Source organism: Weissella sagaensis, from assembly GCF_005405285.1.
Lineage (GTDB): Bacteria > Bacillota > Bacilli > Lactobacillales > Lactobacillaceae > Weissella > Weissella sagaensis.
This window is the reverse complement of the sequence record NZ_BJDT01000001.1, coordinates 18,682-34,627: the sequence shown is the minus strand read 5'-3', so window position 1 is coordinate 34,627 and position 15,946 is coordinate 18,682. Positions and strand designations below refer to the sequence as shown.

15 protein-coding genes are annotated in these 15,946 nt (G+C 36.4%); 10 read left to right on the top strand and 5 right to left on the bottom strand.

Translation table 11 applies throughout. The features are described 5' to 3' along the window. The 5 genes from FFM55_RS00150 to FFM55_RS00130 all read left to right on the top strand — a co-directional run. Positions 1 to 2,062, top strand: a 2,062-nt coding sequence (locus FFM55_RS00150) for an NEAT domain-containing protein (RefSeq protein ID WP_170999636.1), incomplete at its 5' end; no start/stop codon positions are given. A 4-nt stretch (positions 2,063 to 2,066) separates the two neighbouring features. Then, positions 2,067 to 2,852 (top strand): NEAT domain-containing protein, encoded by a 786-nt coding sequence (locus FFM55_RS00145; protein ID WP_042492314.1) that lies wholly within the window; start codon positions 2,067 to 2,069, stop codon positions 2,850 to 2,852. Positions 2,853 to 2,858: 6 nt separating this feature from the next. Next, on the top strand, positions 2,859 to 3,719 hold the full coding sequence (locus tag FFM55_RS00140) for an ABC transporter substrate-binding protein (RefSeq protein WP_042492315.1): 861 nt from the start codon (positions 2,859 to 2,861) through the stop codon (positions 3,717 to 3,719). An 8-nt stretch (positions 3,720 to 3,727) separates the two neighbouring features. Further along, positions 3,728 to 4,669: a FecCD family ABC transporter permease gene (locus FFM55_RS00135; protein ID WP_042492317.1), complete on the top strand. Its 942-nt coding sequence runs from the start codon at positions 3,728 to 3,730 to the stop codon at positions 4,667 to 4,669. Beyond that, positions 4,656 to 5,342 (top strand): ABC transporter ATP-binding protein, encoded by a 687-nt coding sequence (locus FFM55_RS00130; RefSeq protein WP_042492320.1) that lies wholly within the window; start codon positions 4,656 to 4,658, stop codon positions 5,340 to 5,342. Before FFM55_RS00135 ends, FFM55_RS00130 begins: the two co-directional genes overlap by 14 nt. A gap of 148 nt (positions 5,343 to 5,490) precedes the next feature. Here FFM55_RS00130 and FFM55_RS00125 read toward each other — a convergent pair whose 3' ends face one another. From FFM55_RS00125 to rpmH, 5 genes are all read right to left on the bottom strand, one after another. Further along, positions 5,491 to 6,294 (bottom strand): sugar phosphate isomerase/epimerase family protein, encoded by an 804-nt coding sequence (locus FFM55_RS00125; RefSeq protein ID WP_042492321.1) that lies wholly within the window; start codon positions 6,292 to 6,294, stop codon positions 5,491 to 5,493. A 415-nt stretch (positions 6,295 to 6,709) separates the two neighbouring features. After that, positions 6,710 to 7,339 carry a signal peptidase I gene (gene lepB, locus FFM55_RS00120; protein ID WP_042492322.1) on the bottom strand — a complete coding sequence of 210 codons (630 nt, stop codon included), beginning with the start codon at positions 7,337 to 7,339 and terminating at the stop codon, positions 6,710 to 6,712. A gap of 141 nt (positions 7,340 to 7,480) precedes the next feature. After that, positions 7,481 to 8,314, bottom strand: a complete 834-nt coding sequence (locus FFM55_RS00115; RefSeq protein ID WP_137600333.1) for a YidC/Oxa1 family membrane protein insertase — start codon at positions 8,312 to 8,314, stop codon at positions 7,481 to 7,483. A gap of 26 nt (positions 8,315 to 8,340) precedes the next feature. Next, positions 8,341 to 8,697, bottom strand: coding sequence for a ribonuclease P protein component (gene rnpA / locus FFM55_RS00110; RefSeq protein ID WP_042492326.1), 357 nt, complete (start codon positions 8,695 to 8,697; stop codon positions 8,341 to 8,343). A 109-nt stretch (positions 8,698 to 8,806) separates the two neighbouring features. After that, the gene (rpmH, locus tag FFM55_RS00105) at positions 8,807 to 8,941 is read right to left on the bottom strand and encodes a 50S ribosomal protein L34 (RefSeq protein WP_002828338.1); all 135 of its coding nucleotides are present in this window, start codon (positions 8,939 to 8,941) and stop codon (positions 8,807 to 8,809) included. Positions 8,942 to 9,632: 691 nt separating this feature from the next. On the opposite strand from rpmH, the gene dnaA reads away from it, so the two are divergent. From dnaA to gyrB, 5 genes are all read left to right on the top strand, one after another. Then, complete coding sequence (dnaA, locus tag FFM55_RS00100) at positions 9,633 to 11,045, top strand: chromosomal replication initiator protein DnaA (protein ID WP_042492330.1); 1,413 nt, start codon at positions 9,633 to 9,635, stop codon at positions 11,043 to 11,045. Positions 11,046 to 11,246: 201 nt separating this feature from the next. Further along, positions 11,247 to 12,377, top strand: a complete 1,131-nt coding sequence (gene dnaN, locus FFM55_RS00095) for a DNA polymerase III subunit beta (protein ID WP_042492332.1) — start codon at positions 11,247 to 11,249, stop codon at positions 12,375 to 12,377. A 196-nt stretch (positions 12,378 to 12,573) separates the two neighbouring features. Next, positions 12,574 to 12,807, top strand: a complete 234-nt coding sequence (yaaA, locus tag FFM55_RS00090) for a S4 domain-containing protein YaaA (protein WP_042492335.1) — start codon at positions 12,574 to 12,576, stop codon at positions 12,805 to 12,807. Next, positions 12,807 to 13,946, top strand: a complete 1,140-nt coding sequence (gene recF, locus FFM55_RS00085; RefSeq protein ID WP_042492337.1) for a DNA replication/repair protein RecF — start codon at positions 12,807 to 12,809, stop codon at positions 13,944 to 13,946. Before yaaA ends, recF begins: the two co-directional genes overlap by 1 nt. A gap of 23 nt (positions 13,947 to 13,969) precedes the next feature. Beyond that, the gene (gyrB, locus tag FFM55_RS00080; protein WP_042492338.1) at positions 13,970 to 15,916 is read left to right on the top strand and encodes a DNA topoisomerase (ATP-hydrolyzing) subunit B; all 1,947 of its coding nucleotides are present in this window, start codon (positions 13,970 to 13,972) and stop codon (positions 15,914 to 15,916) included. The last annotated feature ends 30 nt before the right edge of the window (positions 15,917 to 15,946 follow it).

Here is a 15,946-nt window from a genome sequence, read left to right as displayed (position 1 = left end):
CTTTGCAACTAAGAATGATGCAATGTCAATGATGAAAGAATTTTCTATTAACGGCGTGAAAGCCCAAGCCAAAGGCGATTCTTGGATTGTCAAGCTACCTATTAAAGATTTAACTAAGACAGCTAATGCCCAGATGACTATTTTTGTTGCTGCCATCAATTTCACGGAAACACCTAGTGCAGATATTGTCTTTGATATGAAGAGCCTGAAAGCATTAGATAATGATGGTGGTGCATCATCAAGTTCTAGCGCTACTTCTTCAAGCAAACCTAGCCAAAGTTCTTCTAGCGCTGCTTCTTCAAGCAAACCTAGCCAAAGTTCTTCTAGTGCTGCTTCTTCAAGCAAGCCTAGCTCAAGCTCTTCTAGTGCCTCTTCTTCAAGCAAACCTGAAAATAAGCCTGAGCAAAAACTAACTACTGATTTCAAAGACGGTACTTACAATGTTAATTACCATATTTATAAATCAGGTACTACCAATAACTCAACCATGTCTCAGTACATGACGACATCTGCTAAAGTTGTGATTAAGGACGGTAAAGCTACAATCAGCTTTGCAACTAAAAACAAAGCAATGTCGATGATGAAAGAATTCTCTGTTAATGGCGTTAATGCCAAGGCAAATGGTGATAACTGGACCGTCACAGTTCCTGCTAAGAGCCTTGCTAAGACATTAACTGCTCATATGCATATCGAAGTGCCACAAATTGGTCTAACTGAAGATCCTGATGCTGATATTAAGTTTGATATTGCTAAGGGCACAAAGCCTATCAATCCAGGCAAAGATAATGGTAAGAATGAAACGGATGGACATGGTAACGGCAATACTACTCCAAAGCCTACTAGTACCGAAAATAATAAAAAGCTAAGCCTTAAGAATAATGGTATCTACAGCATCAACTACCGTGTTTACAAAACTGGTACGCATGCAAAATCAACGATGCAACAATACATGACAGCTTCTGCAAACATTCTAGTTAAAGATGGTAATGCTACAATCAAGTTTGCAACTAAGAATGGTGCTATGTCATTGATGAAGGCTTTCTCAATTAATGGGGTTACTGCTCATAAAAATGGCAATGCTTGGCAAGTAACGCTACCTGTATCTTCACTTCGTCAAACAATAAAAGCACATATGACAATCTTTGTGCCATCAATCAATTTCACGGAACATCCTGATGCTGATATTGTCTTTGATTTGAGTAGTCTAAAAAATAGCAATGCTAAAACTACTGATTTTACAAAAACTAAAACAGACAATACAACACCAACTAGTGTAAATGGGGCAGTGTCATTACCAACTGGTCATCAAAATGCCATCAGAAATGCTGTTTTGCATCAACTAACTATTTTGCATGGTAATAACAACAGTACATCTGTTGCTGCGCAATATTTCTTGCCTACTATTCAATTAGTTCACAATGCTAATGGATCATATACTGGATATATTACGACACATACGCCTGTTATGATGGGACGTAACCCGATTTCATTTATGGATGGTAATCACCAAGTACAACTTGTTAATACTATTAAAACTGGTAGTTACTATCAATCAACTTATCGACTATCATTATCAGAAAATGAAATTAAAGCACCGATTGCAACAAGTATCCATGTTAAATTCACAGCACCTTTGAATTATGATCATATCTATACTATTCGTTTAGTTATTGGTCGTATCTTAAATGATGCTAGTGAAGCAACACAACCAACAACTGGTTTACCAGATTCTTCTAATCTCACAACTAGTCCACTAAATTCAGATGTTTCACATGGAACATTTACTACTGATTTTAATAGTAACGCTATTACTGGTACATCATTTACGCCTTTAAATACAACAAATGATGACTCTCAAAATAACGAGAAAAAAGCCAATACTATCAAGCCACATACTAAGAAAAATAGTAATGCAACACAAGTTAATAAAGATGCTCAAGCTGACTCTAAAAGCAACAATACGACACAACGTAATGTCTTAATTGTTGCTGGTGGTATTTTAGCTGCTGCATTAGGTTACATTGGTGTCGCCCTTTTGACTAATTTCTTTAAGATGAGGTAGACAAATGATTAATAATAAATCTCTTCGTTCATTACTTGGACTATTTGCCATGATTTTTTGTATGTTTGGTATGCAAACAGCTGTACATGCGGAATCTTATAATGTTCCCATGCAAGTATTAGAAAATGGCTCATCTAATACTTCTTACGCAGCAGCATACTTTTCGCACGCTGCCACAGTCACACCAAATGGTAATAATACTTATACCGTAACGTCAACTGTTACAACCGGTAAGGATCTTGGTAACTATCCTGTTCAAGTACTAAATATTGACGGCGCTGGCGCAAATGTTTCACGTAGTCAATCTGGCAATTCACAAACCATTACGTACAGTTTCGTCACATCAAACCTAAGTGCTCGTCATAACGCTGCAATTAAGGTTGATGTTAACAGTATTAATTATCACCATAACTACATTGTTGGTTTAGTATTAGATGCTTCTAAAGTACCTGCACCTGCTGCTAGTTCTTCAAGCACTCCTGCATCAACTTCTAGCCAACAAGCAACTAGTTCACAACAAAGTAATTCATCTGTTGCTGTAAGTAGTGCAAGTGAATCGGTACCAAGTTCAACTACGCAAAATGATGCAGATGCAACCAATACGAGTGTTGCAAATAGTAAATCTTCATCTTCTGCCAAAGTAACGTCAAAGTCAAAAACTAAGACGCAAGTTGCTAAAGAGAAACATGAAGATAAAGGGAAGCAATTACCCGTCGTTGCAATCGTTGGCGGTGGTTTAGTTTTAGGTATCATTCTTGGTCTTGTCTTTAATTTGAAGAAAAAGAAGTAAGTTACGATGCGAAAACAACAAAAAATATTATCGATTTTATTAGTCGTTTTATTAATCATTAGTGCCGGCTGGATCTGGTTAATGATGCGTCCGACCCAAAAAAGTGTCACAACAGATCGTATTGTTGCTACGACGAACGCGCAAGTTCAAGTATTTAATAAATTAGATGTGCCTTTAGTTGGTGTTGCAACACCAGGTAATAAGCAAACATTGCCAAAACAGTATCGTAATTTACCAAAGGTTGGTAACCACGTGGCACCTAATCTTGAAAAAATTGGCCAATTAAAGCCTGATTTAGTTTATCTTGATGCTGCAATTGCTGATGACTATCAACAAAAATTAGATAGTGACAACATTAAGCATCAACAATTAGATTTTAATAAATTAGCCGATTTGCAATCAGCTATCACAAAACTTGGTACAACCTATCATAAAGAAGATGCTGCTAAAAAGTTAAATGCACAGTTAGATATGCCAACTAAGCATCCCAAAAATCGACCCAATGTCTTGTTACTGATGGGGATGCCAGGTGGTTCATTCCTCGTTGGTACTCAAAATAGTTACGTTGGTGATTTGATTAATCGTGCTGGAGGTCATGTCATAGGTTCAGGTTCTAGCCCATTTGTTGCAATGAATGCTGAACAAATTGCACAAGCCAAACCCACTGTCATAATTACAATGGCACATGCAATGCCGAAAAATGTTTTTAAAAGCTTTGATAGTTTATTTAAACAATCCAATTGGCAAAGCATCCCCGCTGTTCAAGAAGGACACGTTTATCAGGCCAATGAACCAATCTTTAGCATGACAGCTAATCTCAATGCACCAGCTGCTTACAAACAGATTCAAACTTGGCTGAACAAATAGGAGGGCTAATGCAAAAATATTATCGTTTTATATTAGCTGGTTTAGTTCTTATAAGCGTGGTTATTGCATTACTGGTCGGTAGCACAACAATCAGTCTCGCAGCCGTTTTACATGGACAACCTGACGCTTGGCAATTAATTATTAATTATCGCTTACCGCGTATTTTAGTTGCCGTTATCAGCGGTGCCTTGATTGGTGTCAGTGGTTTGCTAATGCAAGTTGTATTACGCAATCATTTGGTGGATAACTCAATATTAGGGATTATGAACGGTAGCCAATTTTTATTAATGGCAATTCTCGTTATCATCCCCAGCATGCTCGATTTTAATGTCGTCATTGGTGGCATCACTGGTATTTTACTAACAATCGCTTGGTTCTTAGTTTCACCTAAAAATCAAGCACCATTACGTCTAGTTTTATTGGGAATTGCAACGGCTATGACCTTTCAAGCTCTAACAAACATTGCTAGTGAAGGTCTTGGTGTACCGCTACCGACATTAAGCACGGTAGATTGGTCACAAGTTATGCAATTAATCATCATGACCATTTTAGGTTGCTTATTACTCATCATGATTTGGCCAAACTTGAGATATTTTGCTTTACCAACACGTCAGGTAAAATTACTGGGGATTGCGGAACAAAAAACAACCTGGTTTGTTTTACTCGCAGTTGGTCTATGGACAGGTGCCTTAACAAGCTTGATTGGCATTGTTTTCTTCTTAGGTGCTATTTTGCCAGAAATTTCACGCTTCATGAGTCCGAACAAAAAAAGTCAGCATTTAATTTGGCCAACTGCACTATGGGGGAGCCTACTACTGCTAAATGCTGACACAATTGCACGAACGATTCTAGCACCAAAAGAGCTTCCAACTAGTGCAATTCTATTGGTTATTAGTGGCCCATTATTTGCTTTGATGTTAATAAAAGGGGGTTATCATGCTCGACATTAATCACTTGTCATTTAACCGTGATAATCATCAATTATTCCATGATCTATCAGTACAACTACCAGATCATCAAATCACAGCACTTATTGGTCCCAACGGTGTCGGTAAGTCAACATTAATTCAACTATTAACAGGTGAATTATTACCCACTTCAGGAACAATTAAAAACCGTCCTAAGCGGATTGCATTACTTTCCCAGCACAATCAGTTGTTTGAACCATTAACAGTTCGCGAACTGTTAGCATTAGCAAATGACACGTTAGATCCAGCAGTTATGCAAACATTACAACTGGATGCGTTACTTGATAAAGAAATGACTACGTTATCAGGTGGTCAGCAACAGCTTGCTTGGTTAGGCTTTGTTTTACAACAACAACCAGATTTGTTGATTTTAGATGAACCAACAACATTTTTAGATTTACATTTTCAAGAATTATTTCTAAAAACGCTCCAACAATTGCAGCAAGAGCGTCAAACAACGGTACTAATGGTGCTTCATGATTTAAATCAGGCCTTTCGTTATAGTCAAAACATTTGGTTACTACAACAGACAGGTAATTTAATTAGTGCACCAGCCACTCAGATGCATCACCAAGTAGACTTACTTTCTGACGCATTTAAAACGCCTTTACAACTCATTAAATCGGCTGATCAAGTCATTCTTCAGCCTAAGTAAAAAGAATGTGATGCAAGGGGTGTAACGTTGTTTTTGGCTTGCAGACGGTGCGCAGCGACCAAAATGGCGTTACATTAAGACTTCAATCTTGCTGAAAACGTTTAAGGCCCTAAATCCAAATAATGGATTTAGGGCCTTCTTTATTGTCTTATTTTTGTAGTGACAGCAAATAGTCATGACTTGCCAACATTTCTTGACAATGTTGCTGATCTGTCAAATTAATTTCATAAATGTGACTTGCTTGTGGATTTAATTCATCTAAAACACGTCGCCAATCAATTAAACCTTTGCCAAGTGTTAAACTATCATGGTGTTGTCCCATCGAATCTACTAAATGATAGTGCTTAATTTGTGATTTAAGGTGCTGTAAACTCTCTATAAGGGCATCATTATTACCATGTAACGAAATAAATGTATGACTCACATCATAGGCTAAGGGGAGGTTGGCCGCAATAATACGATTTTCAAATTCAACATCCCCATACGCATAAACTGGTGACGTACCATTTTCAAAAACCACATTGTCTGGTGCAATATCTCGCAATTGAGCCATTCTTTCAAAAACCACATCTTGTGCTTTAGCCACTGTTGACCAGTTCGTAACAATTTTAGGCAAATTATTTTTATAAGCGCCATGAATAAGTGCATAACCATCAACATCTTGTGCCAATTTAATTAATTTTATAGAACTCTGCATCACAAAATCATGTAATGCTGGATTAATCGTTGGATTTGTATATAATTCACAACGTTGATCGTGCCATTTCATTGGATGATGAAAAACAAGATGCGGCACTTGATCACTCACATATGACACCATTTTAATAAGATGTTGCCAACCTGTCGTTGTAAAATCCGTGTCTTCCAAATGAAATTCAAAGACATCTGGTTGATATTGTAGACGATCATCAATTTGTGTTTTATTCGTACTTGCCTTTAACCCTAACTGCATCGTTTACCACCCCCTTGTAGCATTAGTATACGCTGTTTAAATTTAACGTTCATTAAAATATATCAAAATGTTAGTGATAAAATCTAAGCGGTTCATAAACTAAAGAAGTAGGATGCAAATAGCCACCATTCATCGTGTACTACGGCATACCAAAACTTGACTTAGCGTTCTTTTTATAACTTCGTGGAAAAAAAATCACAACAATTAACCTAAAATAAAATCATCTATTATTTAGATAATAACAAATTCAAAAATAATCAAGAATACAAAAAATAATATCGACACTACCAATCAACAATGAAACATATTTTAAGTATCTTAGCTAAAAATAAAGAGAAGGCCAGAAAATCATGTCATTTTCTGGCCTTCTCTTTACTTAGCTTAATTTTTAACGTTTCATTTATTTCATTCGTAATTATTCAAAATATGATTTCCAAGCTGAATTAATATTATTCCGCTTTACTTCATTACCCCAGAATGGGACTTTTACAACACCTAAAACTTTATCATCATCAACAAACCCCCAGTAACGAGAATCATTTGAAACACTACGATGATCACCTAACACAAAGTATTTACCAGCAGGGACTTTAATAGTTTTATCACCTTCCCAGCCTTGGCGATTTCCTAATTGTGCCAATGAATTCCAGTTACCAACATCGTTAATCGTATTAGTTGCCTTTTGTTCAGCCTCTGAAATGTACTCTTGGTCAACTGTTTTACCATTAACCTTAATCACGCCATCAACAGCACTTACCGTATCACCAGGCATACCAATAACACGCTTTACATAATCTTTATTTTCTGTCGCTGAAGGATCTTCACCATAAGCATCAAACACAATGACACTACCACGATGAATTTTTGAAGTTTCAATTTTATCAGTTCGAAAAACAAAAACACGTTCATTACTTGTTAAATTAGGTTCCATTGATGAACCATCAACTTTAACCATCGTAAACCAATAAGTCCTTATCCCAACAGCAATCAGTAATCCTACTAAGATAGGAATCACCCAAGACAATATTTCACGAAATGCTTTCATGGGTACGCTCCTTATAAATATTATTAATGACTAATTTTACCATAATTCACAGCATAGAGTTTGGAAATTAAAAAGAGGTTAACATCTTTTTTTGCAATAAAAAAAGAATCAAGATTGTTCATCTTGATTCTAATCCTAAAATTAACGTTTATGATTGCGAATAGCTTTACGAATTGCTCGTTGCTTAGCACGCTCTGCTTCTTTCTTAGATTCTCGCTCACGTCGAATTTCAAATGGATTTTGAATCGTCCAAGTTTGTGCAACTTGGAATGCATTTGAAATAACCCAGTAAAGTGATAGGGCAGATGGAACAGAAATAGCAAAGAAGAAAATCATGATTGGCATAATATATGTCATTGACGTTGTCATACCATTCTTTTCAGGTTGACCCATCATTACCAAATATGAAGAAGCAAATGTAAATAATGCTGCCAGAATTGGCAAAATAAAGTATGAATCACGTTCTCCTAGTTGTACCCAGAAGAAAGTACCAGTTTCCAATACATTAGTCGTCCGAATCGCTGTATACAGTGCAATCAAAATTGGCATTTGCACAATAAGCGGGATAAAACTAGCAAATGGATTTACGCCAGCATCTTTATACAACTTCTTTTGTGCAGCTTGCATCGCTTGCATTGTTTCAGGATCACGACTTGAATATTTTTGTTGTAACTTCTTTAGTTCAGGCGCAATTTCTTGCATCTTACGCATTGAACCCGTTTGATAAACCATCAAAGGTAAAATCAATAAACGAATCAATACCGTAAAGACAATAATCCCAAACCCATAATTATCACCAAACCAGGCTGATACTCCTAAAATGGAACGTGAGAAGTTAGCAATGATAATACCACGCCAAAATCCACTTCCAGATACTTGGCCATCATACATCACGGCCGCTACAATCATAATGATTAATGCGATTAAGGCCGTAATTGCCGAACGCATGGTAAACATTTTTTTAGCAGTCTGCATTCGTTTTCTCCATATATAGTGTATTTTTATTCCGTTTCTTCATCGACAAACACATTTGCCAATTTAAAAACATGTTCTAAATTCTTTTTGATGATCGCCATGTCTTGATCATGTGCTGCTGGCCGCGCAATTACTAAAATATCAATATCCGAACGCATTTTTGGTTTAAATTCCAAAACACTTTGCCGAATTCGACGCTTAACCCACACACGCTCATGACCACGCAAACCCACTTTTTTAGAAATTGAAATTCCTAAGCGGAAGTGGGTTGGTTGTTCACGCGTCATTGTGTAAACAATAAACATTTTATTTGCGACCGAGTGATGCTGCTCAAAAACTAATTGAAAATCAGCTTCTTTTTTTACACGGTAACTCTTACGCATTTGTTTTTGCTCCAAATTTTTTTATGACAAAAGAAAACGCATGAATCAGCCAAAATAGCCGACTCATGCGCGATCATTATCAGTAATCCTAATAAAAGGCCTGACCTAATTAGGCTGACAATACCTTGCGGCCCTTTTGGCGGCGACGTGCTAGCACCTTGCGACCGTTGCTAGTGCTCATGCGCTTACGGAAACCATGCACACGTTCACGGTGACGCTTCTTAGGTTGGTATGTACGCTTCATATGAATACACCTCCCATTCGTAGTTAGATTTGGCCTGCGGTTGGCATGGCCAAACCACAATTCATATTCAATTGTAACATTACCCCCAAATCAAAGCAAGAATATTAACTATTTAAACTGATTTTAATTCATAAGCAATGGACCATCATTTATTACCTTTGCAAAATCTTTACTTTTTATAAACGACAAAATTGTCTGAAAGTTTTCCATAATCTAACAGAGCGTTATGTTAATAAAGGCAGGTAATATAACAGAGCGTTATGTGAGTTTTCCCCACAATCCACAGTTTTTCCACATGTTCCACATATTGGTAAAACTCTTCGCCATTCTCCTTGTGGATATGTGTATAACTCTTATAAACATGAATACACCAAACCTAGATTGTTAACAACTACCTGTAAATTTCTTGTTTTTCCCCCAAGTTATCCACATTTTCCAGAATTCACTCTAAAATTTGTTTCACATCCGGTTGATAACTCATATTTAGATTTCCACAGCATGTTAATATCCCATTTTGTTATCTAAAACAGCTTAAATCGTTGCTATTACTGACATATTCCTTGTGGAAAACTTATCCACATACTGCTAAAATGAAATTTGATGAATTGTGCTACTTATGAAAATGAGCTCAGCAAACGTCCTGTGGAAAACCCACAAAAAGATATCTTAAATCCCTAAAGGAGGTTGCCAAATGGATCCTATCCAACTTTGGAATGCCATCAAACAAGAACTACGCAAGTCAATTTCGCAAGGATTCTCATTTACCAATTACGTGGATACACTTAATCCATTGCAATTAGTAGAAAACGAAAATAATACTGTTACTTTGCAATTGACAACTACATATGAACCAGTTGCATCAGAGTGGTTGGATACAAATAGTTCTTACTACCAAGCTTTTATGCAAGCTGCCATGACGGCAACATTGAATCTAACTGGTAAACCAACATTTATCATTCCTTCTGTCACTTATGTTTCACCAACACCAACGACGCTATTTGATCTACCCGATGATCAGGAAAGTGAAACAACGGAATACCAAAAAAATACCAATTTAGCTTCAGAATTTGTTACCCAATCAATTTTGAATCCTGAATTCCGATTTGAAACATTTGTTTCATCTGATGAAAATCGCGAAGCCTATGCAGTTGCTCAAGCTGTAGCCGATAAACCTGGTACACAATGGAATCCTTTACTAATCTATGGTGGTGTTGGTTTAGGAAAAACCCATTTAATGCAAGCAATCGGCAATAAAGTTTTAGAACGTACGCCAAATGCTAATGTTAAGTTCATTACAACTGAAGATTTTATTAATGATTTTACGGAAGCTTTACGCCGTGGCCAAAAAGAGACCGAAGCTTTTAAACGTGAATACCGTTCAACTGATTTATTGATGGTAGATGATGTTCAATTCTTAGCCGGAAAAGAAAAAATTCAAGAAGAATTCTTTAATACTTTCAATGCTATTACGCGTGAAAATCATCAGATTGTTTTAACATCTGATAAGTTACCCAAAGAAATACCAGGATTAGAAATGCGTTTAGTAACCCGCTTTGGTCAAGGTTATTCAGCTAATATTACCAAGCCTGATCTACCAACACGTGTTGCTATCCTAAGAAATAAATCTGATCTTGAAAATCTAAGTATTCCTAATGATGTCATTGATGAAATTGCTGCAGCAGTTGATACAAATGTCCGTGATTTGGAAGGCGTATTTAATCAAGTGGTTGGAAAAATGCGTTTTTCAAATGTACCCATTACAGTTGAAACTGCTCGTACGATATTAGAAACGATGAATTTCAAACGCCAACGTGCGATTACAATTCCATTAATTCAGGAAGCTGTTGCTAACTTTTTCAATGTTACTGTTCAAGATCTAAATGGTAAAAAACGGAACAAAGAAATTGTTGTGCCACGTCAAATTGCCATGTATATCGCTCGCGAATTAACACAGGATTCATTGCCACAAATTGGTCGTGCATTTGGTGGTAAAGATCACACGACGGTAATGCATTCAACTGAAAAAATTGAAAATGCCATCGAAAATGATAGTATTTTAGCTGAACAAGTTCAAAAAATTCGTGAAGAATTGAGCAATGGATGATAATATCGTTTGTGAATAAACGACAAAATGGTTTGTACTTATCCACAGGGTTGTATACATATACCATTTCTTGGTACATTGGTATATATAAGAGTTATCCACAATATTCACACCCCTTATTATTATTATTATCTTTTTATTTATAATTAAATAAGTCATTACGCACTTCATAATTATGATTTTGTACATTAAGGAGATCTAATGGAATTTACAATTAATCGAGCAGCTTTTATAAAAGCAATGAATAATGTTAATCGTGCTATTTCATCACGAACATCAATGACAATTTTACAAGGAATTAAATTAGTTCTTGATGAAACCGGTCTTGTTTTAACTGGATCAAATACAGATATCTCAATTGAAATATTAATTCCAGTTAATGATGATGAAGCTAATTTACAAATTGTTGAATCTGGTGCGATTGTTTTACCAGCCAATTTCTTTTCAAATATTGTTAAACGATTACCTGGTGAAACATTTAAATTAACAAATACGTCAGGGCTACAAACAAAAATTCAATCTGAAAATGCAGAATTTGATATTAATGGGCAAGATGCTAGTGCTTACCCACATTTACCAGAAATTGAAGTTAGAAATAATTTAACTTTAGCTGCAGACACTTTGAATGAAATTATTGGTCAAACCGTAATTGCGGTTTCTAAGCAATTGAGCCAACCTATTTTAACAGGGGTTCATTTTATTTTAGCTAGTGGTAATTTAACGGCCGTTGCGACTGATCGTCACCGATTAGCACAACGTTCTGTCGGTTTTGATGATTCAGATGTTAATGCTGATATCATCGTACCTGGTGCTTCATTGTCACAACTACAAGCAATGTTGGATGATGTTGAAAAAGTTGATGTGCGCGTTGCTGAAAACCAAGTTATTTTCCAATTAGGTGAAAATACAACTTTCTATTCACGACTATTAGAAGGAAATTATCCTGATGCGTCACGTTTAATTCCAACTGAAAAGCGAACAACCCTAACAATTAATGCCCATGATTTGTTACAAACAATCGAGCGTGCTGCTTTGCTTAGTCATGAAGGTCGTTCAAATGTTATTCAATTTGCCATTACAAGTGAAAAGTCTTTGATTTCATCAAATTCACCTGAAATTGGACGTGTTGAAGAGCAAATATTTGCTGCTGAAACTGCAGGAGATGATTTGACGATTTCATTTAATCCAGACTATATGCGTGAAGCACTTCGTTCATTTGGTGATGAGCAAATTCAAATTGGTTTTAAGACCGCTTTGGATCCATTTACATTGGTACCAACAAATAATGAAACAAACTTTATTCAACTGATTACACCAGTTCGAACTTACTAAAAATATAAAAAAGCCGAAAAATGCTATTTTACGAAGAAAAAGCATTTTTCGGCTTTTTTATTTAAAAGTTATCAAACAACCTGAGAAGGGCTGTAGTGCCTTTTTGAGATTGTGGAAAGTTGAAAAAAAGCGTATAATATATTTAATATGAAATCGTGCAAATGTCGTTATTTTTAGCGATAGAAAGGACTAAACATTGGCAACAGAAGTGCAAATTCAAGCCCCATTTATTACATTAGGGCAATTATTAAAAGAAGAGAGCGTTATTGCAACTGGCGGTCAAGCAAAATGGTATTTGCGAGAAAATACAGTCTTGGTAAATGAGGAACCAGACGATCGCCGTGGTCGTAAGTTATATCCAGGAGATGTTGTTGCAATTCCATCAGGAGATCGTTTTGTAATTAATGGAACAGGTGCTAGTACAAACTAATGGAATTAATGTCGTTAGAACTAAACAATTTTCGAAATTATGATACTTTAAATGTCAATTTTTCGTCTGGTGTAAATGTCTTTTTAGGACCAAATGCACAGGGTAAAACCAATTTATTGGAAGCCATTTATGTTTTAGCTTTAACTCGTTCACATCGTACGTCATCCGATAAAGAATTAATTGGTTGGCAAGCAAAAGAAGCGCGGGTTGCCGGAACGGTAGCACGACAATATAGTGATGTGCCATTGTCATTAAAACTTACTAGTAAGGGTAAAAAAGCACGAATCAACCATTTAGATCAAGCTAAATTAGCTAATTATATCGGTCAATTAAATGTTATTTTATTTGCACCAGAAGATTTAGATTTAGTTAAAGGGGCGCCTACAATCAGGCGTCAATTTATTGATCGTGAGTTTAGTCAAATGAGTGCTAAATATTTGTATATTGCAAACCAATATAAAAGTGTTTTAAAACAACGAAATCGTTACTTAAAGCAATTACAAAGTAAGCAAGCAACTGATAAATTATATTTAGATGTTCTAACAGAACAATTAGTCAATTTTGGTAGTGAATTGGTTATGCGACGGAAAAATTTAATTGTTAAATTAAATGATGCTGCACAACCAATTCAAGCTGCCATTACACAAGATAATGAAAAATTACAAGTCCATTATGTTTCACAGCTTGATGTTAATCATTTACAAGATGTGACACTAATTAAACAAGAAATGTTAACGCGATTTGAACAATTGCGTGAACGTGAAATTATTATGGGGACAACCTTGTTAGGCCCACATCGTGATGATTTGCGTTTTGAAGTTAATCAGCATGATGTGGCTAGTTTTGGCTCACAAGGCCAACAAAGAACGACAGCATTAGCCATTAAATTAGCCGAAATTGATTTGATGAAAGAAGAGACAGGTGAATATCCAGTATTATTATTGGATGATGTTCTTTCTGAATTAGATACTAATCGGCAAACTCATTTACTAGCTGCTATGCAAGATAAGGTACAGACGTTTATTACGACGCCCTCATTAAGTGATGTAGCGCGACAATTAATTCATGAACCAAAAGTATTTCATGTTGATTCAGGACATTTAGTAGAAGCTGAAGATAGTGTTAGTAAAGATAACTAGTTGTTAAGTTTAAGGAGGGAATCATGGCTGAAGAAGATGTTTCACAAATGCATACACAAGCAGACGCCTATGACGCCAGTCAAATTCAAGTTTTAGAAGGATTAGAAGCGGTTCGTAAGCGCCCAGGTATGTATATTGGTTCGACATCAAGTCAAGGACTACACCATCTTGTATGGGAAATTGTCGATAATGGTATTGATGAGGCTTTGGCAGGATTTGCGGATCATATTACAGTAACTATTGAAAAAGATAATTCAATTACAGTTATTGATAACGGTCGTGGTATCCCAGTAGATGTACAAGCAAAAACTGGTAAATCAGCGCTTGAAACAGTATTTACAATTTTACATGCGGGTGGAAAATTCGGCGGTGGCGGTTATAAAGTTTCTGGAGGACTTCACGGTGTGGGGGCTTCAGTTGTTAATGCGCTATCAACAAGTTTAGATGTATTAGTTGTTCGTGATGGTAAAGGTTATGCGATGGACTTTGAGCGTGGTCATGTTAAAACAAGCATGCACGAAGTTTCCGTGGCGGATGCGCCTGTTTCACGTGGAACAATTGTTCACTTTGCGCCCGATCCAGATATATTCCGAGAAACAATAGTTTTTGATTACAAAACATTGATGAATCGTGTTCGTGAGTTGGCCTTTTTAAATAAAGGATTACGTATTTCGATTACGGATATGCGTTTAAGCGAACCAGTTGTTGAGTCATTCCACTATGAAGGTGGAATTAAAGAATATGTTAATTTCTTAAACGTCAATAAGGATGTCATTTTTAATGAGCCTATTTATGTTGAAGGAATGGAAAATGATATTGCTGTTGAAGTGTCCTTACAATATACGGATGACTTCCACAGTAATTTACTATCATTTACTAATAATATCCACACGTATGAAGGTGGAACGCACGAAACAGGATTTAAATCAGCTTTGACACGTGTCATCAATGACTATGCACGTAAGAATAAGATTCTAAAGGAAAACGATGACGCGCTTTCTGGAGATGATGTTCGTGAAGGATTAACTGCAATTGTTTCTGTTAAACATCCTGATCCACAATTCGAAGGACAAACAAAGACTAAGTTAGGGAATTCCGATGCGCGTACAGCAGTTGATCGTATGTTTTCAGATACCTTTGCCCGCTTTATGATGGAAAATCCCAAAATTGCTAAGCAAGTTGTCGAAAAGGGGATTCTTGCGGGTAAGGCGCGTATGGCAGCTAAGCGTGCACGTGAAGCAACGCGTAAGAAGTCAGGTCTAGAAATTGCGAACTTACCTGGTAAATTAGCTGATAATACGTCAAAAGATCCTGAAATTTCTGAATTGTTTATTGTCGAGGGTGATTCTGCTGGTGGTTCTGCTAAGCAGGGTCGTGAACGATTAACACAAGCTATTTTGCCTATTCGTGGAAAAATTTTGAATGTTGAAAAAGCATCAATGGAAAAGATTTTAGCCAACGAAGAAATCCGCTCATTATTTACGGCAATGGGCACTGGTTTTGGTGGCGAATTTGATGTGACAAAGGCTAAGTATCATAAATTAATTATTATGACTGATGCCGATGTCGATGGCGCGCACATCCGTACGTTGTTACTAACTCTGATTTATCGCTATATGCGACCATTGTTAGAATCAGGCTATATTTATATTGCGCAACCACCACTATATCAAGTGCGCCAAGGTAAGTTTATTCAGTATTTGGATGCTGATGAAGAACTTGAAGCATTGTTACCAACGTTACCAGCATCACCAAAGCCAGTTATACAACGATACAAGGGACTTGGTGAAATGGACGCTAGCCAATTATGGGAAACAACTATGGATCCATCTGTACGTCGTTTGTTACGTGTTGAAATGGATGATGCGATTGAGGCAGATCAAGTGTTCTCAATGCTTATGGGTGATAAGGTTGAGCCTCGTCGCAAGTTTATTGAAGAAAATGCACAATACGCTGAATTAGACGTTTAGGTTCATTACTGTGTAAACATTTAAAGTAAG